At 70.8% G+C, this 21761-nt stretch carries 22 protein-coding genes; 14 read left to right on the top strand and 8 right to left on the bottom strand.

Annotated features, from left to right (window positions below; genetic code table 11):
• The first annotated feature begins 7 nt into the window (after positions 1-7).
• Complete coding sequence (locus AB0C46_RS06965; protein ID WP_362826288.1) at positions 8-925, top strand: LysR family transcriptional regulator; 918 nt, start codon at positions 8-10, stop codon at positions 923-925.
• A 29-nt stretch (positions 926-954) separates the two neighbouring features.
• On the opposite strand, the gene AB0C46_RS06960 is transcribed toward AB0C46_RS06965, so the two are convergent.
• Positions 955-1383: an ATP-binding protein gene (locus AB0C46_RS06960; protein ID WP_362826286.1), complete on the bottom strand. Its 429-nt coding sequence runs from the start codon at positions 1381-1383 to the stop codon at positions 955-957.
• Positions 1384-1665: 282 nt separating this feature from the next.
• On the bottom strand, positions 1666-2892 hold the full coding sequence (locus AB0C46_RS06955; protein WP_362826285.1) for an 8-amino-7-oxononanoate synthase: 1227 nt from the start codon (positions 2890-2892) through the stop codon (positions 1666-1668).
• A 156-nt stretch (positions 2893-3048) separates the two neighbouring features.
• Between AB0C46_RS06955 and bioB the strand changes: the two genes are divergently transcribed.
• The 4 genes from bioB (at position 3049) to AB0C46_RS06935 (ending at position 7238) form a co-directional block, all read left to right on the top strand.
• Complete coding sequence (gene bioB, locus AB0C46_RS06950) at positions 3049-4215, top strand: biotin synthase BioB (RefSeq protein WP_362826283.1); 1167 nt, start codon at positions 3049-3051, stop codon at positions 4213-4215.
• The gene (locus AB0C46_RS06945) at positions 4208-5512 is read left to right on the top strand and encodes an adenosylmethionine--8-amino-7-oxononanoate transaminase (RefSeq protein ID WP_362826281.1); all 1305 of its coding nucleotides are present in this window, start codon (positions 4208-4210) and stop codon (positions 5510-5512) included. Before bioB ends, AB0C46_RS06945 begins: the two co-directional genes overlap by 8 nt.
• A gap of 139 nt (positions 5513-5651) precedes the next feature.
• Complete coding sequence (gene bioD, locus AB0C46_RS06940; RefSeq protein WP_362826279.1) at positions 5652-6353, top strand: dethiobiotin synthase; 702 nt, start codon at positions 5652-5654, stop codon at positions 6351-6353.
• Between the two features lie 213 nt (positions 6354-6566).
• The gene (locus tag AB0C46_RS06935; protein WP_362826277.1) at positions 6567-7238 is read left to right on the top strand and encodes a class I SAM-dependent methyltransferase; all 672 of its coding nucleotides are present in this window, start codon (positions 6567-6569) and stop codon (positions 7236-7238) included.
• A 22-nt stretch (positions 7239-7260) separates the two neighbouring features.
• Here the strand turns inward: AB0C46_RS06935 and AB0C46_RS06930 are convergent, their stop codons facing one another.
• The 3 genes from AB0C46_RS06930 to AB0C46_RS06920 all read right to left on the bottom strand — a co-directional run bounded on the left by AB0C46_RS06930 (position 7261) and on the right by AB0C46_RS06920 (position 9683).
• Complete coding sequence (locus tag AB0C46_RS06930; protein ID WP_362826275.1) at positions 7261-7632, bottom strand: fic family toxin-antitoxin system, toxin component; 372 nt, start codon at positions 7630-7632, stop codon at positions 7261-7263.
• A complete protein-coding gene (locus AB0C46_RS06925) occupies positions 7629-7901 on the bottom strand; it encodes a toxin-antitoxin system HicB family antitoxin (RefSeq protein WP_362826274.1) in 273 nt (90 codons plus the stop codon). The genes AB0C46_RS06930 and AB0C46_RS06925 overlap by 4 nt, the downstream gene beginning before the upstream one ends.
• Positions 7902-8204: 303 nt before the next feature.
• Positions 8205-9683 carry a cytosine permease gene (locus AB0C46_RS06920; RefSeq protein WP_362826272.1) on the bottom strand — a complete coding sequence of 493 codons (1479 nt, stop codon included), beginning with the start codon at positions 9681-9683 and terminating at the stop codon, positions 8205-8207.
• 321 nt (positions 9684-10004) lie between these two features.
• On the opposite strand from AB0C46_RS06920, the gene AB0C46_RS06915 reads away from it, so the two are divergent.
• Positions 10005-10433 (top strand): hypothetical protein, encoded by a 429-nt coding sequence (locus AB0C46_RS06915; RefSeq protein WP_362826453.1) that lies wholly within the window; start codon positions 10005-10007, stop codon positions 10431-10433.
• 166 nt (positions 10434-10599) lie between these two features.
• On the opposite strand, the gene AB0C46_RS06910 is transcribed toward AB0C46_RS06915, so the two are convergent.
• A complete protein-coding gene (locus tag AB0C46_RS06910; protein ID WP_362826270.1) occupies positions 10600-11574 on the bottom strand; it encodes an AsnC family transcriptional regulator in 975 nt (324 codons plus the stop codon).
• Between the two features lie 140 nt (positions 11575-11714).
• Between AB0C46_RS06910 and AB0C46_RS06905 the strand changes: the two genes are divergently transcribed.
• The 6 genes from AB0C46_RS06905 (at position 11715) to AB0C46_RS06880 (ending at position 16886) form a co-directional block, all read left to right on the top strand.
• Positions 11715-13223, top strand: a complete 1509-nt coding sequence (locus AB0C46_RS06905; protein WP_362826268.1) for an MFS transporter — start codon at positions 11715-11717, stop codon at positions 13221-13223.
• A 232-nt stretch (positions 13224-13455) separates the two neighbouring features.
• Positions 13456-13881: a GNAT family N-acetyltransferase gene (locus AB0C46_RS06900; protein WP_362826266.1), complete on the top strand. Its 426-nt coding sequence runs from the start codon at positions 13456-13458 to the stop codon at positions 13879-13881.
• Positions 13882-14103: 222 nt separating this feature from the next.
• Positions 14104-15447, top strand: coding sequence for a hemolysin family protein (locus tag AB0C46_RS06895; protein ID WP_362826264.1), 1344 nt, complete (start codon positions 14104-14106; stop codon positions 15445-15447).
• Positions 15444-16463 carry a hemolysin family protein gene (locus AB0C46_RS06890; RefSeq protein ID WP_362826262.1) on the top strand — a complete coding sequence of 340 codons (1020 nt, stop codon included), beginning with the start codon at positions 15444-15446 and terminating at the stop codon, positions 16461-16463. The genes AB0C46_RS06895 and AB0C46_RS06890 overlap by 4 nt, the downstream gene beginning before the upstream one ends.
• Positions 16464-16577: 114 nt before the next feature.
• Entirely contained in the window at positions 16578-16661 is an 84-nt protein-coding gene (locus AB0C46_RS06885; RefSeq protein WP_362826447.1) for an FAD-dependent monooxygenase, read from the top strand.
• On the top strand, positions 16662-16886 hold the full coding sequence (locus tag AB0C46_RS06880) for an FAD-dependent monooxygenase (protein ID WP_362826260.1): 225 nt from the start codon (positions 16662-16664) through the stop codon (positions 16884-16886).
• A gap of 259 nt (positions 16887-17145) precedes the next feature.
• On the opposite strand, the gene AB0C46_RS06875 is transcribed toward AB0C46_RS06880, so the two are convergent.
• Positions 17146-17415, bottom strand: a complete 270-nt coding sequence (locus AB0C46_RS06875; RefSeq protein ID WP_362826258.1) for a hypothetical protein — start codon at positions 17413-17415, stop codon at positions 17146-17148.
• 73 nt (positions 17416-17488) lie between these two features.
• Between AB0C46_RS06875 and AB0C46_RS06870 the strand changes: the two genes are divergently transcribed.
• Entirely contained in the window at positions 17489-18355 is an 867-nt protein-coding gene (locus AB0C46_RS06870; RefSeq protein WP_362826256.1) for an SGNH/GDSL hydrolase family protein, read from the top strand.
• A gap of 124 nt (positions 18356-18479) precedes the next feature.
• Here AB0C46_RS06870 and AB0C46_RS06865 read toward each other — a convergent pair whose 3' ends face one another.
• Positions 18480-19841, bottom strand: coding sequence for an alpha-L-fucosidase (locus AB0C46_RS06865; RefSeq protein ID WP_362826254.1), 1362 nt, complete (start codon positions 19839-19841; stop codon positions 18480-18482).
• 808 nt (positions 19842-20649) lie between these two features.
• Here AB0C46_RS06865 and AB0C46_RS06860 point away from each other — a divergent pair.
• A complete protein-coding gene (locus AB0C46_RS06860; protein WP_362826253.1) occupies positions 20650-21744 on the top strand; it encodes a substrate-binding domain-containing protein in 1095 nt (364 codons plus the stop codon).
• Positions 21745-21761: the final 17 nt, after the last annotated feature.

Genomic DNA, 21761 nt, shown 5'->3' with positions numbered 1-21761 from the left:
TTCTTATATGTACGACCCCACGCGGCTGGCCGCTCTGGTAGCAGTGGCGGAGGCCGGTTCGATCACCCGGGCCGCCACCCGGCTGGGCTACACCGCTCCCGCGCTCTCCCAGCAGCTCGCCAAGCTGGAGCGGGAGGCCGGGACGGCGCTGCTGGTGCGCCACCACCGCGGGGCACGGCTGACGGCGGCGGGTGAGCTGCTCGTCGTACGGGCCCGGCGGGTGCTCGACGAGCTGGATCAGGCGCGGCATGAGCTGTCCCGGCTGACGGGGCTGTCCGGCGGCCGGCTGCGGGTCGGCACGTTCATGACCGCCGGGACGCATCTGCTGCCGCCCGCGCTCAGCACCTTCCGGCGGGCGCACCCCGATGTGGAGCTGAGCATCACGGAGTACGTACCTCCGCAGGCCACCGCGGCGGTGGCGCTGGGCGAGGTCGATCTGGCGCTGACGCACGAGTATGTGCCGGGCGAGGCGATGCCGCCGCCGGAGGGGGTGCGTCTCGAACCGCTGCTGACCGAGGAACTGGTGCTGGTCACCGCGCCGGGCCATGCCCTGTCGGCGGGCGCCGGACGGCTGCCGCTCGCCGAGCTGGCCGGTCAGCCGCTGGTCAGCATGGCGCCGGCCAACCCGAACCGGCGTGCGGTGGAGGCGGTGCTGGCGGCGGCCGGGGCGAGTGTGGCGGTGCGCTGTGAGTCGCCGAGCTATGCGGTGGTGTGTGCGCTGGTGAGCGCGGGACTCGGGGTGGCGGTGGTCCCGGAGATGATGGCGGAGGGCTCGGTGACGCCGCTGGGGATCCGCAGCCTGGACCCGCCGGAGCTGCACCGCCGGATCTCGGTGGCCTACCGCCCCGGCGGCGGGAGCCCGGCCGCGGACACTCTGCGTGCCTTGTTGCGCGGGGCCTTCACCCGCCACTCCCCCGCGCCGTAGCCGGCGGGCGGCCGGTGCGGCAGCGGTCTTCAGCGGACGGCGGCCTGCCACGGCACGGTGATCCAGACGGTCTTTCCGCCGGACTCGGTGGGTACGACCGAGAGACGGCCGCCGGCTTCCGCGGCGAGGCAGCGGATGATGACCAGGCCCCGCCCGTTGTCCTGCTGGACGGCGGCGGGCAGCCGGCGCGGCCGGCGGGGATGGCTGTCGGTGATGCCGATCCGCAGCTGTTCGTCGCGGTCCAGTCGCAGCTCGACGGTGAACTCCGGCGACCGGCCGAAGGTGTGCACGACGGCGTTGGTCGCGAGTTCGGAGACGATCAGGCGGAGGGAGTCGGCGAGTTCGGAGTCGGCGGGCAGGCCCCATTCGGCGAGCACGGCCAGGGCGTGTCTGCGGGCGGTGAGGACCGAGGCGGGGGCGCTCGGCAGAGTCAGTGAGGATTCGTGATGGTCTGCCATCGAGGCGCCGTCCCTTTCCCACCGAGGCCCGGCTCCGGTCCGCTGACCAAGGAGCCGGGATGCCGCTCCGGACACCGGTGCGGCCTCGGACTTCTGCTGGGCGCCAGACTGCCACCCGTACGGTCAATGGGATACTCGATCCACCCACATATACGGAGATCTATCGCTCGTTGCGGTGAACTCTGCGACGCGAGACCGGATTTGGGATGCCACGCCACCGGGCTCCGGACGCACGCGCGACCGGTGCCGACGGCGGCCGGCCGCCCCGGTCCGTCGTGCGCGTCAGACCGCCGGTGCCGTGGCCACGATCGTGCCGACCGCCGTGTCGAGCTGGGCATCCGTCAGATCCGCGCGGGCCGTCAGGCGCAGCCGGGAGATCCCGTCGGGCACGGACGGCGGCCGGAAGCAGCCGACCGCGAGTCCGGCCGCCCGGCAGTCGGCGGCCCAGCGGACCGCCGCCTCCGGCGAGGGGGCACGTATCGAGACCACCGCGGCGTCCGGCCGGACGGCGGACAGCCCTGCCGCGGTGAGCCGGTCGTGCAGCTCCCGTGCGACCTGGCCGGCCCGGGCGGCGCGCTGCGGTTCGCGGCGCAGCAGCCGGAGCGCGGTCAGGGCGCCGCCGGCCGCCGCCGGGGCGAGACCGGTGTCGAAGATGAACGACCGGGCGGTGTTGACCAGATGCTCGATGACCCGGGCCGGTCCGAGCACCGCACCGCCCTGGGAGCCGAGCGACTTGGAGAGCGTCACGGTGGCCACCACATCGCCGTCACCCGCGAGACCGGCGGCCCACAGCGCACCGCGGCCCCCCTCGCCCAGTACGCCCAGACCGTGTGCGTCATCGACGAGCAGCGCGGCGCCCCCTGCCCGGCAGGCCTCGGCGAGCGCCGGGAGCGGCGCGGCATCGCCGTCGACCGAGAACACCGCGTCGGTCACGGCGAGCGCCCGGCCCTCGTGGCCGGTCAGCGCGGCACGCACGGCCTCGGGGTCGGCGTGCGGGGCCACTTCGGTCCGGGCCCGGGAGAGCCGGCAGCCGTCGATGAGGGAGGCGTGGTTGCCCGCGTCGGAGACCAGCAGGGTGCCGGGTGCGGTGAGCGCGGTGACGGCGGCGAGATTTGCGGCATAACCGGATGACAGCACCAAAGCGGCCTCGAAGCCGCAGAACGCGGCGAGTTCCGCCTCCAGCCGGGCGTGCAGCTCGGTGCTGCCGGTGACCAGCCGGGAGCCGGTCGCGCCGGCGCCCCAGCGGTGCGCTGCGGCGGCCGCGCCGCGGGTGACCTCCGGGTGCCGGGCGAGTCCGAGATAGTCGTTACTGGCCAGATCGAGCAGCCGGGCGTCGGCGGGGCGGGGGCGCAGGGTGCGGACCAGACCGGCATGATGGCGTGCGGCGCGGGCCTCGTCGATCCAGTCGAAGGCAGCGCCGTACACCGGCCGGGAGGGCGCGGCGGTGGGCTCGTCGGGGGTCGCCGGCGGAGTGTCGTGGAGCAGCGACGGGGCGGTGTCCTGCGTCATCGGCGTCCTTCGTCTGTCGGCCTCGATTGTCGGCTGTCGATAGACGTTAGCGGTCGTTCCGCACGCCCACAGTGTGGTGATACACACACCTCGATCCAGGGTCGTTGTGGGAATCCTCCTTGGCCGGGGGCGGTGGCGTACGCCAGGATCAACGCCATGGACCTGCTGAACACACTGGTGGACAAGGGACTGCGGCGCGAGTTGCCGACCCGTGAAGAAGCGCTGGCCGTACTGGCGACCTCCGATGACGAACTGCTCGATGTCGTGGCCGCGGCCGGAAAGGTGCGCCGCCAGTGGTTCGGGCGGCGGGTCAAACTCAACTATCTCGTCAACCTCAAGTCGGGCCTGTGCCCCGAGGACTGCTCGTACTGCTCCCAGCGGCTGGGCTCGAAGGCCGAGATCCTCAAGTACACCTGGCTGAAGCCGGATGACGCCTCCAAGGCGGCCGCCGCCGGAGTGGCCGGCGGCGCCAAGCGCGTCTGTCTGGTGGCCAGTGGCCGGGGCCCCACGGACAAGGACGTGGACCGCGTCTCGGAGACCATCTCCGCCATCAAGGAGCAGAACGAGGGGGTGGAGGTCTGTGCCTGCCTCGGGCTGCTCTCCGACGGCCAGGCCGGCCGGCTGCGCACGGCGGGCGCCGATGCGTACAACCACAACCTCAACACCTCGGAAGCCACATACGGCGACATCTGCACCACGCACGACTTCTCGGACCGGGTGTCCACCGTCCAGCAGGCCCAGGCGGCCGGTATGTCCGCCTGCTCCGGGCTGATCGCCGGTATGGGCGAGAGCGACGCCGACCTCATCGATGTGGTCTTCGCACTGCGCGACCTGGACCCGGACTCCGTCCCGGTCAACTTCCTGATCCCCTTCGAGGGCACCCCGCTCGCCAAGGAATGGAACCTCACCCCGCAGCGGGCGCTGCGGATCCTGGCGATGGTGCGGTTCGTCTGCCCGGACGTCGAGGTACGGCTGGCCGGCGGCCGCGAGGTGCATCTGCGCAGCCTGCAGCCGCTCGCCCTGCACCTGGTCAACTCCATCTTCCTCGGCGACTATCTGACCAGTGAGGGCCAGGCCGGCAAGGACGACCTCGCGATGATCGCGGACGCCGGCTTCGAGGTCGAGGGCACGGACACCACGACGCTGCCCGAGCACCGCAGGCAGGGCTGTGGCGAGGGAGCCTGCGCGTCCGAGGACGCCGGGGAGCCCGCGAACGCCAAGGAGCCCGCCGCCACCGTCCCGGCGCCGTCCGACGACGCCCACCGTGATCTGGTGTCGGTACGCCGCCGCGGTGCCGGTACCGATCTGCCGCCCAATGCCTGAGCTGCTCACCCCCGGCGAACTGCTCGCGCTCGACCGGCAGCATGTGTGGCATCCGTACGGGCCGATGCCCGGCCGCGCCGCACCGCTGCTGGTGGAGTCGGCGTCCGGTGTCCGGCTCCGGCTGGCCGAACCGGTCGAGGGCCAGGACGAGTTGGTGGACGGCATGTCGTCCTGGTGGTCGGCGGTGCACGGCTACAACCACCCGGTGCTCAATGACGCCGCGCACGGCCAGCTGGGACGCATGAGCCATGTGATGTTCGGCGGACTCACCCATGAGCCCGCCGTCCGTCTGGCGAAGCGGCTGGTCGACATCACCCCGGAGCCGCTGGAGCATGTCTTCCTCGCCGACTCCGGTTCGGTGTCGGTCGAGGTCGCCGTCAAGATGTGCCTGCAGTACTGGCGCTCGCTCGGGAAGCCGCGCAAACAGCGGCTGCTGACCTGGCGGGGCGGCTATCACGGCGACACCTGGCAGCCGATGTCGGTGTGCGATCCGGACGGCGGGATGCATGAGCTGTGGCAGGGGGTGCTGCCGCGGCAGATCTTCGCGGACACCCCGCCGGCCGGCTTCGATGCGGCGCCGGACGAGGCGTATACGGCGCAGCTGCGCGAGCTGATCGCCCGGCACGCCGAGGAGCTGGCGGCGGTGATCGTGGAGCCCGTGGTGCAGGGGGCGGGCGGTATGTCGTTCCACTCCCCCGGCTATCTGCGGGTGCTGCGGGAGGCCTGCGACGCCCATGACGTACTGCTCGTCTTCGACGAGATCGCCACCGGCTTCGGCCGTACGGGCGCCCTCTTCGCCGCCGAACACGCGGGCGTCGCGCCCGATGTGATGTGCCTCGGCAAGGCGCTGACCGGCGGGTATCTCACCCTGGCGGCGACGCTGTGCACGGCTGCCGTGGCGGACGGGATCTCCCGCGGCGCCCTGCCGGTGCTGGCGCACGGCCCCACCTTCATGGGCAATCCCCTGGCCGCGGCCGTTGCCGATGCCTCGATCGAACTGCTGCTGTCCCAGGACTGGGCACAGGAGGTCAAGCGGATCGAGGCCGGGCTGCGGGACGGTCTGGCGCCGGCCCGAGACGTTGCCGGGGTGCGCGAGGTGCGCGTACTCGGCGCGATCGGTGTCGTCCAGCTCGACCACGAGGTGGACATGGCGGCCGCGACCCGGGCGGCGGTCCGGGAGGGCGTGTGGCTGCGCCCGTTCCGGGATCTGATCTACACCATGCCGCCGTACATCACCGGCGACGACGATGTGGCGCGCATCTGCGCCGCGGTGTGCGCGGCGGCGGGCGAGGGCTGACCTCCCGGGCGGCGGGGGCCGGTGGTCCGCGCCCCGCCGCCTGCCCTTCGCCCCGGTAACGGTGCCGGTGAGCACCGGGCACACAGCAACACGCACAGTCATTGCGCGGGATCGGCCACGCAGAGTTCGGAGGTACACCATGTCGGTGCTGTTCGTGACGGGCACGGGCACGGAGATCGGCAAGACCGTGACCACGGCCGCGATCGCCGCGGCGGCGATGGCCCGGGGCCGTTCGGTGGCCGTGCTCAAGCCGGCCCAGACCGGTGTCACGGCCCACGAGACGGGTGACGTGGCGGAGGTCGAGCGGCTGGCCGGCCCGGTCACCGGCGTCGAACTCGCCCGCTACCCGGAACCATTGGCGCCCGCGACGGCCGCGCTGCGGGCCGGTCTGCCGCCGGTGCGCCCCGGGGACATCGCCGAGGCCGCCGCCAAACTGGCCGCCTCGCACGACCTGGTGCTGGTCGAGGGCGCGGGCGGTCTGCTGGTCCGCTTCGATGCGGACGGTCATACGCTCGCCGATGCGGCGCGGCTGGCCGAGGCCCCCGTCCTGGTGGTTGCCCAGGCGGGCCTGGGCACCCTCAACGCCACCGCGCTGACCGCGCTGGCCCTGCGCTCGTACGGGCTCGACTCCCCGGGCGTCGTCATCGGCAGCTGGCCGGCCGAGGCCGACCTCGCCTCCCGCTGCAATCTGGCGGACCTCCCGGACGCCGCGGGCGCCCCGCTCCTCGGCCTGGTCCCGGAGGGCTCGGGCGGGCTGTCGCCGCATGCCTTCCGTGCCGCGGCCCCGGACTGGCTGGCGCCGGCGCTCGGTGGATCGGACGGGTTCCGCATTCCCTCGTGACGCCGGTGCGGCCGCCGGCCCACCACCTCCGCGAGGGCGGAGCGTGTGGGGCGAGGACGGGAGACGACGGCCGCCGGAAGCCCCCGTGCGGCGCGATGGCCCTCGTCTCGTACGGATTTCCGGGCCGCGGACGGGGTGGCTCCCGGTGACTCCTTGCCCGCCCGGTGGGGAGACTGACTGCAGGAGCGGGCAGCGTCGGCGAAGGGGTCCGTCATGTGGCAGCGCAGAAGAGTTCCGCACGGCACGGTGCACCACCCGGTGTTCGCCCGCTTCTATGCGAGCTGCTGTGGTCCGGCCGCGGATGCCCGGGCGGGGGTGGCCGCGCTCCGGAAAGAGCTGCTGACGGGCGCCACGGGCCGGGTCATCGAGGTCGGCGCGGGCACCGGGCTGAACTTTGCGCACTATCCGGGGACGGTCTCGGAGGTGGTGGCGATCGAACCGGAGTCCACCTTGCGCGAGGTGGCCAGATCGGCGGCGGCGCGTGCGGAGGTGCCGGTGGATCTGGTGCCGGGTGTGGCGGAGGCGCTGCCGGTCAAGAGCGAAGCGTTCGACACCGCGGTGGCGTCGTTGGTGCTGTGTTCGGTGCGTGAGGTGCAGCGGGCCCTGATGGAGCTGCGCCGGGTGCTGCGGCCGGGCGGTGAGCTGCGGTTCTTCGAGCACGGGCGGGCCGCGGGACGGGGTCTGGCGGCGGTGCAGTGGTCGCTGGACCAGACGGTCTGGCCACTGCTGATGGGCGGCTGTCACACCGGCCGGGACCCGCTGGGCGAGATCCGCACGGCCGGGTTCGAGGTGCTGCGGGTGCGCCGGCTGAAGGTGCCGGAGCGCGGGCCGACGCTGCCGACCTCGCCGGCGGTGCTGGGCACGGCGCGGCGGCCGGCCGACTGAGCGGCCCGCGCGGCGGAGGCCCTCACACCGTCCAGGTGCGCAGCTCGTCCGCGATGGCCCGGACGTCGGCCGTGCCGTCCTTGACGAGGCGGGCGAGGTCGCGGACCTGCTCGGGGGAGGTGGCGATCTTCAGACCGCTGGCGACGAGGTAGCCATAGGCGACAGCGGTCGCGAACATCGCGTTCGCGCCCTCCAACGCCGGTACCTGCAGCAGGAGTTGGAGCAGTGCGGCGGCCCGCTCCTGGGGGTCGTCGTAGACGGGCACACCGAATATCTCGGCTTCATGGCGGCTGACGGCGGCCACCAGGGCGCCCCAGTCGGTGACCTGGGGGTCTCCGGGGGTGTGCTGTTCGGCAATCAGAAGGAGCCAGGCGAGGTCGATGCGCAGCGTCACGTTGTGCCCGGCAGTCCTTCGTGGTCGGTGGTGCTCGGGGTGGCCTGGGCGCTGCCTGGTCGCAGGCCGAATTCCTCGGCGAAGACGCGCTCGTACTGCTTCATGAAGTCGGAGGCCGCCTCGACGAAGGTCTGGCCGACCTCACCGGCGTCCTTCAGGACGAGTTCCTCGATATAGCGGTTCATGCTCACTCCCCGCTGCAGAGCGCGCTCTCGCGCCGCTTCGGCAGTGGCTTCGTCCACCCGGACGTTCAGCTGCGTCTTCGCCACCCCTCAAAGCTAGCGCGCATCTGCTAGCAGCGGCAAGCGGCGGGGTACGGAGGGCGGCAGAGGCGTTCCGGAGAGGCACCGCCGTGCTCGGCCCGCGCCTTGTTGACCAGCCGGTGGATCTCCGTCACAAAGGAACGTGCACCGGAGTTCCGGTGGCGGACAGCACATCGCCGAGCACATCCGTAGGGTGCCGCATCGCTTTTCCACTCCGGGCCAGGTTGAGGAACTCTCGGTCCAGGCACAGAATTTCAGCGCCTGCGAAATGAAGGTCCGGAGCGGAAAATCGGGTTGCGGCCGACGCGCCTAACGGGTGTCCGCAAAGCCCCGTACGTCCTCGGGGTACAGGGGCCGGAGCGGATCGAGGATGCGGGCGGCCTGCTCGCGCATGCCGAGCACCGCTCCCCCCTCGCACCGCCGCCGGGAGCGCGCCCACAGGAAGTACAGCGGCGCGGTCACGGTCAGCCCGACGAGCCAGGACACATCCGCGCCCCCGAAGTGCGCCGCCGACTGCCCCGTGTACAGGCCGGTGGCGAGGAACGGGATCTGGACGGCGATGCCCAGGGCGTACGAGCCCAGTGCGACCGGGTCGAAGCGCCCGTGGTGGTCGCCGTCCGGGGCGCAGAGTTCATCGGATTCCTGGCGGCTGCGGCGCAGCAGAGAGACGTCGACGAGGTGGATCGCGGCCCAGGGCACCAGCACGGCCAGCAGCACCAGGGCCAGATCGGCGAAGCGCGTCCCGAAGTCGCCCGCGAGACCGAGGGCGAGGGCCGGCCCGCAGGCCAGGACGAGTGCGGAGACCGCGCCACGGGCCCTCGGCCGGGGCTGCCGACGGGCCCGGAGTGTCTGCCCGATGGTGAGCGTCGCATGCACCGCGCGGGAGAGGTTGAGCACATTGTGGTGGAGGACGCTGAAGAGGAAGAGCGCCAGCAGCACCGGCCCGAACGACCCGGCCGCGGCGCCGAATCCAGCGACGGTGTCCGGACCGGGGCAAGCCGGGGCGACGGCCGCACCGGCCAGGAACGGCAGCAGGGAGCCCAGGCAGGAGCCCCCGTACGTCGCCCAGAAGGCGGCGGTGGGGCGGACGGTCCGGGGCAGCGAGCACGCGGGGGCAGCGGCGTACGGGGCGAAGGCCGGCTGCCACAGGGCGCTGAGCGAGACCGTCGCGAGCCAGCCGGCGAAGGTGAAGCCGCCCCGGGTGAAGAAGTCCGCGGGCAGGCCACGGGCCACGACCAGCGCGAGGCCCGCCACGATGCCGAGGCCGAGGACCACCGCCGCCACCTTGTTGAGGGTGCGGATCACGCGGTGGCCGATCAGGCAGAGCACCGCGGAGCCGGCGGCGCCGAGCAGGATGCCCGCGCCGACCGGCAGACCGGGCGCGAGGACGTGCAGCGACTTCCCGGCGAGCACGAGGTGGGCGGCGAAGAAGGTGACGTACAGGGCGGCCGCGACGACCACGCTCGGCAGCGCGCCCAGCGAGCCGAACCGGGCCCGGCGCCCGATCATCTGCGGCATACCGGACAGCGGCCCCGGTGTCCGGTGCGGTGCCATGAAGACACCGCCGAGCAACTGCCCGACCAGCACCGCCAGGACACCCGACCAGAGCGGCTGATGGAACACCTGCACCCCCATCGCGCCGGTGACCAGCGCCAACGGGGCGAGATGGGTGCCGAACCCAAGGGTGAACAGCTCACGGGTACACCCGTGGCGTGCCCCCTCCGGTGCCTCGTCGGCGGTGTGGCGTCCGACCGCGGCGGGCTGCGCGGCTCCGTGCCGATGGGTCACGGCGGCCTCCTCGGGGCTGGCCCGCGCGGGGTCGCGGGCTGGTGGGTGACGGGACGGCCAACCGGCGGCGGGCAGCATGGAGCTGCCGGAAGACCGGCGGGGCGGGCGGCCGACGAGGGGGGCTGAACGGGAGTCTCGGGCACCCGGGCCATCAGGTCAATGACCAAGATCGGTCCTCCCCCGGATCTCCATTTCGGTGCAGGACGCGCGGGGCGAATCCTCGATCCTCAGCCGGCGGCCGGTGCCGGACCGACGGACGGCGGCGGCCGGTACCCGACCCGACCGACGGCGGCGGCCGGGCGGCGGCACGGTGACCGGGCGGTGGCACGGCGACCGGGCGAACCGCTGTCTGCCGTACCGGTCGTTCCGGCCCCGCACGGCCGGGGTGCGGCCCGCCGGCCGGCGCAGACGTGCGCTGCCGCGCTGCTGGCACTGCGGCTGCGCCACCGCGAGGTGCCCCGGCCCTACCGGGTCCCGTTCGGCACCCGCGGTTTCACCGTGGCGACGCTGCTCGTCCACGCCTGGATCGTGCTCGGATCATGGGTGGCGCTGTTTCCCGGCACCCTGGATCAGCTCTTCGGTCTCCCGAACGGCTTCCGGGCGGTCTGGGGTGTCTCCCGGCTCACCTTCGAGGCGTTCACCCTCGGCACCGTCGTCCTGCTGCTGGTGGTCGCCGCCGCCGGGTACCTGACCCAGCGCCTGCGCACCCAGCCCCAGGACGATGAGCGCCAGACCGGCCCCGCCCGATAGCGCCGGTGCCGCGACGCCGACCACCAGCGCCTCGCCGAGCAGGGTGAACGGCACCTCGGCGGCCTGGGTGGCCTCGGCAGCCCCCAGGGCGGCGAGGTGATGGCGCACCAGGTCGGCCTCCGCCGAGCGGCATGACGCCCTGATCGACGTCCTGTCCTCTCCAAGGTCAGCGACCTTGCCGCACTCCGGTGGGGGGAGCGAGGTGGCCGGCTGCCTTGAAGGTGCGCAGGACGGGAGCGGTTTCGAGGGTGTGGATCTGGGTGAGTCCGCCGAGCCGGTGGGTGAGGTAGCGGTGGAGTTCTGCCGGGTCGGCGCAAAGGGCTTGGGCGAGCAGGTTGGTGGGGCCGGTGGTGGCAACGACAGCGGCGAGTTCGCTGTGGGTGGCGAGGGTGGTCGCGACGTGTTCGAGGTGGGCGGGCGGGACGGCCATCCACAGGAGCGCCTGGGTGGTGATGCCGTAGGCGGCGGCATCGACTTCCACGTCGAAGAAGAGCGTGCGCTGAGCGCGGAGGTCGCTCAGGCGGCGTGCCACCGTGGCGTGGGAGGAGCCGATGGCGGTGGCGAGTTCGGCATAGGGAGCGCGGCCGTCGTGGCCCAAGGCGGCGATGAGGGCCTGGTCCACGCTCGTGAGCGGTACGGAGCGGGGTGGTTGATGGAAGGGCAGATGAAGCCGTTGCTGCTGTCCCTCGGTGAGTGTCTGGAGACGGCCGCGCCAGGCTGTGGGCCCTCCCAGATAGGTGTGGAGCAGGCAGTGCGCGGAGACGGCGGTGATTCCGCGGGTGCGCGGGAGTCTTTGCAGGACCGGTGGGTGCATGGCGTGAGGGGCCTGGAGGATGGCGAACAACTCGGTGCCTGCAGAGGTGAGTTTGACCCAGGAGGTGTCGGGGCGGCGGGCCAGTGAATCGGCGATCGCCTCGGATGTGCCGGGAGTGGCGGATACCCGGATGATCCACTGTGTCTGCCCGGACCGGTGGGGGTCGGCGAGCCCGACGACGCGGAGTCCGTACTCCGCGCGGAGCCGCTGATAGCGACGCGCGACGGTCTGCGTGGAGACGCCCAGGACACCGGCGATCTTGCTGAACGGTGCCCGGCCGTCGATCTGCAGGGCTTGGATGAGGCCCCGCTCAAGTTCACCCAGCATGACTTCATTTTCTCACTTCATTTTCTCACTCAGGCGGGCTGTGAGGAAGAAATTCATCACCTCAGCGGGATGGCTGGAATGGGGTGCGGTGCGGGGCCGACTCTTGCCCGGACGAACGGACCGGCGGGAGGAGAAGCGTCATGTCGCAGAAGGCCCAGGTGGAAGGGGCTCACCGAAGGCGGTGGGCAGCGCTGATCACGCTGTTGATCGCTGAGGCGATGAACCTGCTCGACGCGACGATCGTCACGGTGGCAGCCCCCGTGATCCACAGCGACCTCGGCGGTGCGGCCTTTGAGATCCAGTGGTTCAACGCCGCCTACACCCTGTCCTTCGCCGTTTTCTTGATCACCGGCGGGCGGCTGGGGGATCTGGCCGGACGGCGACGCGTCTTCACGGTCGGGGTCATCTGCTTCGCCGCAGCTTCCCTGGCGTGTGCTCTGGCCCCGACTGCTGGGACACTCATCGGCGTGCGGGCCGTCCAGGGAGCCACAGCCGCGCTGATCATTCCGCAGACGATCGGTCTCATCCGCACCATGTTCGACGGTGCGGAACTGTCCAGGGCCATGGGCAGCATCGGCCCGGTGATGGGGCTGGCCGCGATTCTCGGTCCGGTTCTCGGCGCCCTGCTCACGCACGCAGACCTCTTCGGCTCTTCCTGGCGGGCCATCTTCCTGGTCAACATCCCCCTCGCGGTGGCAGTGCTGGCCACCGTGCCGCTGCTGCCTCGGCAGGATGTGCGGTCCGCTACACGTCCCCCGCGTCTGGACGGAGTCGGCACCGTATTGGCGATACTCGCCACCAGCTTGGTCATCCACCCACTCATCCAGAGCAGTACGGCCGGCTGGCCGGTACGGAGCTGGGCTGCCCTCGTGGTGGGCTGCGGCCTGCTGGGTCTGTTCGGCCTGCACCAGCGCCATCGCTCCCGAACCGGCCGTAGCCCGCTGGTCGAGGTGAGTCTGTTCCATGACCGGGGTTTCCCGGCCGCGCTGGCCACCTCCACGCTCTTCTTCACGGTCATGAATGGGCTGATGCTGGTGGTGGTGCTCCAGGTTCAGCTCGGTCTCGGCCGTGGTGTTCTGGCCGCGGGACTCACGCTCCTGCCCTGGTCCGCCGCCATGGCTGTCTCCTCCTGGCTCGCCGGTACCCGGCTGGTCCCCCGTTACGGGCCGAAGGTGATGTTCGCCGGCCTGGCCGTCATGCTCGCCGGCCTGGCGGGTGCCATCGGCGCGTACGGCACAGCGCAGCCTGATGCCTACCCTTGGCCGCTCCTCGGCGCGCTGGCCGTCACCGGACTGGGAAACGGACTGTTCACCGTGCCCTTCTTCACCACCGCGCTCGCACGCGTCCAACCTCAGGAGACCGGCTCTGCCGCCGGGCTGCTCAACGCGGTCCAGCAACTCGGCGCGAGCCTGGGCACGGCCATCCTGGGCGCCGCCTTCCTTCACTCCCTGCATGCCGGCGTCAGGCCCGCGGCCGATTCGCTGGAGGCCGCCCGGCTTGCGTTCTGGCTCGCTGTCGGACTGCTCCTGGGCACCACGGCGACCGCGGCTGCCATGCTCGGTCGCCACCTGTCGCGCGAACCGGCGGCAACCGATCCGCCGCATGCCGACGATCAAGCACCCACGGCGCCGGCCACGTCCGGTCAATGAGGCGCTACGGGCCGGAAAGAGGAAGGGGCTCACTGCGGCGCAGTAGTCCGGTAGCGCCCCGACGCCACCCGGGCGGGCGGCGCCAAAGCGTCCGGGGGCTACTGTGCGGCGGGGAAAGCGGCAGGAGTCCGGGGCCCGCAACTGCCGCCCCGTCCACCGGCGTTCGAACGATCATGGTGCACGGAGCGGAATCCGTTCGACACCCCGTTCCGCCCGGTGGTGGGATCGGATCATGAGTGATCTTAACGTGCGGGCCGGAACGCCGGCCGATCTCGATGCCGTACTGGCCTTCTGGAAAATCGCCGCCGAGGGCACCAGCATCAGCGATGACACCGACGGTGTGGCCCGGCTGGTGGCCCGGGATCCCGAGTCACTGCTGCTGGCCGAGCGGGACGGTGAACTGGTCGGCACGGTGATCGCCGGTTTCGACGGCTGGCGCTGCCATCTCTACCGGCTGGCCGTCCGCCCCGGGGACCGCAGGCAGGGCATCGGCGGCGCACTGCTGGCGGCCGCCGAGGAGCGGTTCCGTGCGCTGGGCGGCCGGCGCGGCGATGCGATGGTGCTGGACCGCAATGCCTCGGCGCAGCATGCGTGGCGCGCGGCGGGTTACGCGCCCGAGCCGCAGTGGAGCCGCTGGGTCAAACACCTCGACGACTGAGCGCGGCACCCGAAGAGCCCGCAGAGCCCGCAGAGCCCGCCCCGGTACCAGGGCGGGCTCTTTCTTCATCAGCGACTTTGCTGATCCTTTACCATGGTGTTTCCCTCTTCCGTGAAAGGTGTGTGAGCGTCCAGCCATGGGCGAACCTCCCAGTTGTCGAGCATCCTCCCGACAGAGCGCGAACCTCCCGATCCTGTTCGATCATGGGACGGAGGTGACTCGATGACCGACCTGCTCTTTCTGGGCGTGGCGCTCCTCCTGACCCTGGCCTGTGGTGTCTTCGTCGCGGCCGAGTTCTCACTGACGACCGTCGAGCGCAGCGAACTCGAACGGGCCGCCGAGCGCGGCGAGCGGGGCGCGGACAGCGCCCTGAAGGCGGTCCGCGGTCTCACCTTCCAGCTCTCCGGGGCACAGCTCGGCATCACCGTCACCGGCCTGGTCATCGGCATGCTGTCCAAACCGGCCATCGCCACCCTGCTGGCGGGACCGCTGGACGCCATGGGCCTGCCGCGCTCGGCGGCGGATTCGCTGGCCGTCGTCCTCGGTACGGCGATCTCCACGGTCCTCCTGATGGTCGTCGGCGAGCTGGTCCCGAAGAACTGGGCCATCTCCAACCCACTGGGCATCGCCAAGAAGGTCGCCACCGCCCAGCGCGGCTTCAGCGCCACCTTCAAGCCGTTCATCCGGCACCTCAACAACACCGCGAACCACATGCTCCGCAGGATGGGCCTGGAACCCGCCGAGGAGCTGGCCTCGGCCCGCGGCCCGCAGGAGCTGGTGGCGCTGGCCCGGCACTCCGCCAAGGAGGGCGCACTGGAGCCCGACACCGCCGAGCTCTTCGTCCGCACCCTCAATCTCGCCGAGCTGACCGCGGAGAACGTCATGACACCGCGGGTGCAGATGATCGCGCTGGAGGTGCAGTCCACCGCGGAGGACGTGGCCAATGCGACCCGGGCGACCGGCCTGTCCCGCTTCCCCATCTACCGCGGCAGCCCGGACAGCGTCGTCGGGGTGGCGCACATCAAGGACGTCCTGGCCATCCCGGCCGAGCGCCGCCCCCGCCATCCGGTCTCCGAGCTGGTGCGCGAGCCGCTGCTGGTCCCCACGACGCTGACCGTGAACCGGCTGCTCGACCGGCTCTCCGGCAAGCGCACGATGGCCGTGGTCATCGACGAATACGGCGGCACGGCCGGCGTGGTGACGCTGGAGGACATCGTCGAGGAGGTGGTCGGCGAGGTCCGCGACGAACACGACCCGCTGGAGACCCCCGACCTGGCGCCGGCCGGCACCGACACGGAGGGCCGCAAGGTCTACCAGGCCGACGGCGCCGCGCGGACCGACCAGCTGGAGCGGATCGGCCTGCGCCTCCCGGAGGGCCCGTACGAGACCCTGGCCGGCCTGATCGCCACCGAGCTCGGCCGGATACCGGAAACCGGCGACACCCTGGAGGTGACCGGCTGGTCGATGGACGTCCTGGACGCCGCCGGCCGCCGCGCGGCGCGGGTACTGCTGCACGCCCCGCTGCCGGGCAGCACCGACGAGCAGGAGAAGGAGGCCCGCCGATGACCGCGGTGCAGCTTTTCGTGGGTCTGCTGACGCTGGTCGTCAACGCGTTCTTCGTGGGCGCCGAGTTCGCCCTGATCTCGGTGCGCCGCAGCCAGATCGAGCCGTACGCCGAGCGCGGTGACCGCCGGGCGACCAGCGTGCTGTGGGGTCTGCAGCATGTCTCGGCCCTGCTCGCGGCGGCCCAGCTGGGCATCACCCTGTGCACCCTGGTGCTGGGCGCGGTCGCCGAGCCCGCCATCGCCCATCTCCTGGAGCCGGTGTTCCATGCGATGGGCATCTCGACCGCGCTGGTCCACCCGATCTCGTTCGTGATCGCGCTGTCGCTGGCCACCTATCTGCACATGCTCTTCGGCGAGATGGTGCCGAAGAACGTCGCCCTGGCCGAGCCGGTGCGCAGCGCCCTGATGCTCGGGCCGCCGCTGGTCGCCCTGACCCGGGCGCTGCGCCCGGCGATCTTCGCGATCAACGCGCTCGCCAACGGGCTGCTCAAGCTGTTGCGGGTGGAGACCAGGGACGAGGTGGCCGCGACGTTCTCGGACGACCAGCTGGCGAAGATGGTCGAGGATTCCCGGGCGGCGGGTCTGCTCGACGAGCGGGCGAAGGAGCGGCTCCGCGACGCGCTGGAGCTGGGGCGCCGCCCGGTCAGGGATGTGGTGCTGCCGGTCGAGAAGGTCGTCTCCGCACAGATGGGGATCACTCCCGAGGGGCTGGAGCAGCTGGCAGCCGAATCCGGCTTCTCGCGCTTCCCCGTGGTCGACGACACTCAGCGCATCCTCGGCTATCTGCACGTCAAGGACGCGCTGGACGCCAGCCCCCGCAAGCTGCCGTTCCCGGTCTCCGCGCTGCGCCCGATCGCCCGTGTGAAGGCCTCGACGCTGCTGGACGACGTGCTGACGGCGATGCGCGGGTCCAGTACGCATCTGGCCGCGGTGATCGGCGACGACGGGCGGCTGGCCGGGCTGGTGACGATGGAGGACGTACTCCGGGAGCTGGTGCTGCAACGCCCCACGGCCTGACGAGGGGCGGTACCCCGCGCCCCCTGACCGATCGGTTGGATTGCTGACCGATCGGTCAGGCGCGTTGTCCTCGCCGATCGCCATCGCATATGTACGCGAGGAGGGGGCACAGGCATGGACCGCACCACGTGCTTCATCGTGGGCGGGGGACCCGCCGGAATGATGCTCGGACTGCTGCTGGCCCGGGCCGGCATCTAGGTGCGGGACCGGCTGGGGGCGTTGTTCGGCTGGGACGACGAGGTGACCGGCGCGATCGCTTCGTGGGACGACGTCACACTGCTGGAGGTCACCTTCGGACGGCTGCGGCGCTGGTACCGGCACGGACTGCTGTGCATCGGGGACGCGACGCACACCATGTCGCCGGTCGGCGGCGTCGGGGCAACCTCGCGCTGCAGGACGCGGTCGCCGCGGCCCGGATCCTGACGGAGCCACCGCACCGCGGCACGGTCGGGGTGGCCGATCTGGCGCGGGTGCAGAAGCGGCGGCACCTGCCAATGGCCGTGGTGCAGAAGTCCCAGCAGGCCGAGCACACGATGATCCGCTCCGCGCTGGCCGGCACGCTCGACGGCGACCGGCTGCCGGTGCCGATGCGGCTGCTGCGGAGGGTGCCGCCACTGCGGACCGTGGCGGGCTCCGGGCGGGTTCGGGATACGCCCCGAGCGTGCCCCTGCCTTCGCCCGGGTCAGCTCCGCCGCTCGATCGCGTGGAGGGTGAACTCCTCCAGCTCCGCGGCCGCGGCGTCCAGATCGAGTTCGGGGTGGGCCAGCCAGTGCGCGATCACTCCGTCGATCGCACCGCCGATCGCCAGGGCGACGGTCTGCGTGGGGAACTCCCGTAGCACACCCGCCTTCTGGCCTTCCGTCAGCAGATCGGCGAGCCGCTGCCACCGACCGTGGGTGTCGTGCGACCCCGGCGTCTTGAGCCGGGTGCCTCCCTCGTCGTCGAGCAGCATCTCGGTGGCGCCCGCCGCATCCGGCGGGACCGGGCATACCGCGCGGTACGGCGAGCGGTAGGATCACCGCGCCATGGAGATGAATGCCCACTACACCAGTTTCGTCGCGGTCGGCGACAGCTTCACCGAGGGAATGTCGGACACCCTGCCGGACGGCTCGTACCGCGGCTGGGCCGATCTGCTCGCCTCCCGGCTGGCGGCCGCGGCCCGGCCGCCGTCCGGGGAACCCACCGCCGTACCGGGCTTCCGCTACGCCAATCTCGCGGTGCGCGGCAAGCTCATCGGGCAGATCGCCGACGAGCAGTGCGGGCCGGCGGCCGCGATGGGCGCCGATCTGGTGACACTGGTCGGCGGGCTCAATGACGTCCTGCGGCCCAAGTGCGATGTGGACCAGGTGTGCGCCCGGTTCGAGGACGCCGCCGGGCAGCTGGCCAGGGGCGGCGGGCAGCTGGTGCTGATGCGCAGCCCGGGGCAGCAGGGTCCGGTGCTGGAGCGCTTCCGGCCGCGCATGGAGCAGCTGTTCACGCGGATCGACGAGGTGGCCGCGCGGCACGGTGCGGTGGTCGTGGATCTGTATGCGTCGCGCGCACTGTCCGACCCGCGGCTGTGGGCCGACGACCGGCTGCATCTGAACGGCGAGGGCCACCGCCGGGTGGCGGAGGCCGTCTGGCAGGCACTCGGGCCGGCCGCAGCGTCGGACTGGGACGCACCGCTGCCGGCCACCGCACCGCCGGGCTGGGGCGCGCGCCGCGCCGCGGATCTGCGGTTCGCGCGCGAGCATCTGGTGCCGTGGATAGGCCGGCGGCTCACCGGCCGGTCCTCGGGTGATGGCCGGACAGGCGCCCATGTCAGCCCTGAACTGGGCCAAGCCTTCTGGGTCACCCCTGCAGACCACACAGAGCCCGGCCCGGTGACGAACTGGCGACGAGTGGGGGCGTAACCGGGAGCCCCGCCCGGCTGCCTTGCTCGCCGTCTCCACAAGGCGGGCAACTCGATCGTCGTCGGTGCAGGATGCCTCGCCGTCGCCGGCGAGGCATCCTGTGCCGGTCAGCCGCTGCGACGGCTCAGCGGCCCAACACCCGTACCTCCGCAAGGGTAAGTGTGTGGGCGTCGGTCTTGACCACCGCGACGTACTGCCAAGGCCCGGCCGGCAGCCGGCAGCTGTACGTGCTCGCGTGGGGCAGTGGTGTCGCACCAACGGTGCAGGCAACGGTGTGCCCTTGGGACATGTCGTGGTTGTTCGACACCCAGACCTGGAAGTTCTGCCGCTCGGTCGGAATGTCATAGCCGTCGTTCCGGAAGACGATCTCTGCCCGCGACAGGGTGTACCGCTTCGGAAGGGAAGTCTCCCACCACTGAGTCCCGCCCGTAGTGCTGGCGAAACTGGTACTGGGATTGTCGTCGACAGCTTTGGACGCCGGGAAGGCGCTTGACCACTCCGTTCTGGCCTCCGCAGGCCGGCCATGGGCGACGTTCCCATTCCCTCGCAGGCTCCCGATGTCCTTGAGCCGGTCCACGTAGTTCTGCGGGATGACGCCCGTCTTGTCCGGACCGATATTCAGCTGGTACAGGGAGTTACCGTCATGGAGCCTCTTGAGCTTGGTGAGAATGTCTCCGGCGCTGCGGGGGGCGCCAGTCCTGGTGGTCTTGAACCAGGTGCCGTTCGAGTCGAGGGTGTCACTGCCGTCGGTGGGGTTGGTGTTGGTCGCCGGTGGCATGCCATCCACGCCGTTGGCGACTTCATAGACGATGACGTCCGAAGTCGTGAGTGATCTCTTGTGGTCGTTGTTGGCGACCACGGTGTTGGGCGAGAGCGCGCGGATATAGTCCCGGACGGGCTGGTAGGGGATGGTGGAATAGGGAATCTTCCAGCCCCAGCCGTCGAACCACAGGTAGTCGATCTGGCCGTAGTTCGTGAGCAGTTCCTTCAGCTGGTTCTTGACCAGTTGCGTCGTGTCGCCGTTCTTCATGTCCCAAATGGAGAAGTACAGGCCCACCTTGAGGCCGTTGGCGCGCATCGCATTGACGTACTCACGGACGATGTCGCCCTTGCCGTTCTTGTACGGGCTGGCGGCGATGTCATGGCTGGAGTAGGCCGTGGGCCACAGCGCGAATCCATCGTGATGCTTGGCGGTGAGGGTCCCGTATGTCATCCCGGCGGACTTGATGGCTTTGGCCCACTGATCGATGTTCAGGTTGGTCGGATTGAATGCCGTGGGCGAGGCGCCGACGGGAGTCACCTGTACGTCCTGGTAGGTCGACATGTTGTAGTGAAAGAACGCCCCGAACGGGTTTTCCTTCACCCACTTCTGCGCGGGCGACGGGCCAGCGGCTTGCGCCGTGGTGCCGCCGCCTGAGATGCCGGCCAACATCAGGCTCAGCGCCGCCAGGCCGGTGACTACGTAGGTTCTCAACGATCTGATCATTTCAAACCTCCTCACATGAAGATGTTTCCTATATGATTCAGAACCCTGTGGACGAGTCAAGAGCTACGACACGTCCAAATCGAACCGCTCGCGTGGCCGGCTGCGGGAGTGGGTGCCGCCGGTCATGCGGCACACCGAGCCCGTCGTCGCCGTGAATGCCGCTCATTCCCCTGGGCGCAGGCGCCTTCCCGTCGAGCACAAAAGGGTGCATCACCTCGTCCGCACCCGCCTTCGAGCCGGAAATGTCGGCGCGGGCTGAACCAGTCACCCCCTCAAGATCATATACGATTCGCAGGCTGCGGCATTCGCTGACACGTCCGGCTCCACGGCGGAGAGAGGCGTGGGTGATCACCAGGCCGTCATCGACGAGGGGCGTTAGGGGGTGTTTTGCGGCCGGTCCACCACGGACCGTCCGTTCCGCAATCCGGCGGTAGCGGCCGTTCGCTGCGGCGCGGTTCCAGACGACGACCCCTTGCCGCCCTCTCATGAAACTGCAACGCGTTTCCTATATGAGCGTGGGATCGACTGCGGCCAGCCAAGAGAGGGCCATGGCTTGAACTCGCCGTCACCCTCCGGAGCGGTGGGCCTGCGTCGCGCGACCTGAAGCCTGGCCAGCAGGGGCGCCGGCGAGCCGCAGGGAGGGGATCTAGCTCGGCACTTTGCCCGGCCGGAGGCCCTGAATACGTGGTCGGCTCGTGGCTGCAGCGGATGCCGGCGACCTCGCTTCAGTCAGAGGTCTTGACGAGATGGCTCGATTGACTCACTATCGCGACATCGATTTCCTATTTGATTTCTGGAGGTGAGGGGGATGTCTCTCCGCACCAGATCTCTCCTGCCGGGAGTGGTGGCCGTCGCGCTGCTGGCCGCGGGTTCGACAGCTTGCTCGATCAAGAACTCGGATGAGCCGGCAGGCGGGCAGGCACTCGCGTCCGCAGGGGCGGGCAGCGGCAAGGCTGTGCTCAAGGACGGGTCGGCCACCAAGGTCGCACTCGTGCCTGGCGGTGCTCACCCCTACTTCCAGCCCTGGAAGACCGCCGGCGCCACCGCGAAGAAGACCTACCGGCTCGGGGACGTGACGTTCGACGAGACGGCGGAGTGGGACCAGCAGAAGCAGAACAACCTGCTGTCCACGCTCGCCGCGCGCGGCTACAACGCGTTCGGCATCTTCGGGGTCTCACCGACCGACATCAACACCACATTCGCAGACCTGAAGTCGCAGGGCTTCGCCGTGGCCTCACTCGGCTCCTGCCCGGCGGGCAGGAAGAACGAGGCCGACTTCTGCCTCTCCACGGATGTCGAACTCGCCGCATACAAGGCGGCCAAGGCCGCTATCAGCGCGATGGGCGGCAAGGGCAAGATCGTCCACCTGACAGGCAACAATGTGGACGCCAACACCCAGCTGCGGATCAAGGGCGTCGCCAGGGCCGTGAGGGAGTCGGGCGGCAAGGTGAAGCTGCTGCAGACCGTCACCGACATCGACAAGGACCTGCAGACCGCGCAGAGGGCGGTTTCCGACCTGCTGGCGGCCAAGGGCACACAGATCCGGGGCATTGTCTCCACCGCCTACAACCCGGCCGTCGCCGCCGCCGACGCGGTCAAGAGCTCCGGTTCACGGGCGAAGGTCGTCGCCATCGACGACGATGCCAAGATCCTCAGCTCGATCGAGCAGGGCACGGTCACCGCCACCGTCGTGCAGAACCCGGTGGGACAGGCCGAGGTCGGGGCATGGGCACTCGCGCTGCTGCAGACAAAGCAGTGCTCTGTGCGCACGCCTGGGAAGTCCGTCGATTCCGGCTCGTTCGTCGTCACCAAGGACAACACCGCGACCTACGACAGTGCGAGGAAGAGGAAGACCGAGCGGCTGAAGCAGCAGTTCGCTGACGACGTCCTGGCGTGCAGATGATCCCTGCCGTCCCCGCA

It is taken from the genome of Streptomyces sp. NPDC048637 (assembly GCF_040650675.1).
Lineage (GTDB): Bacteria > Actinomycetota > Actinomycetes > Streptomycetales > Streptomycetaceae > Streptomyces.
The sequence above is the reverse complement of the archived record's forward strand: the minus strand, read 5'-3'. Positions and strand labels throughout refer to the sequence as shown.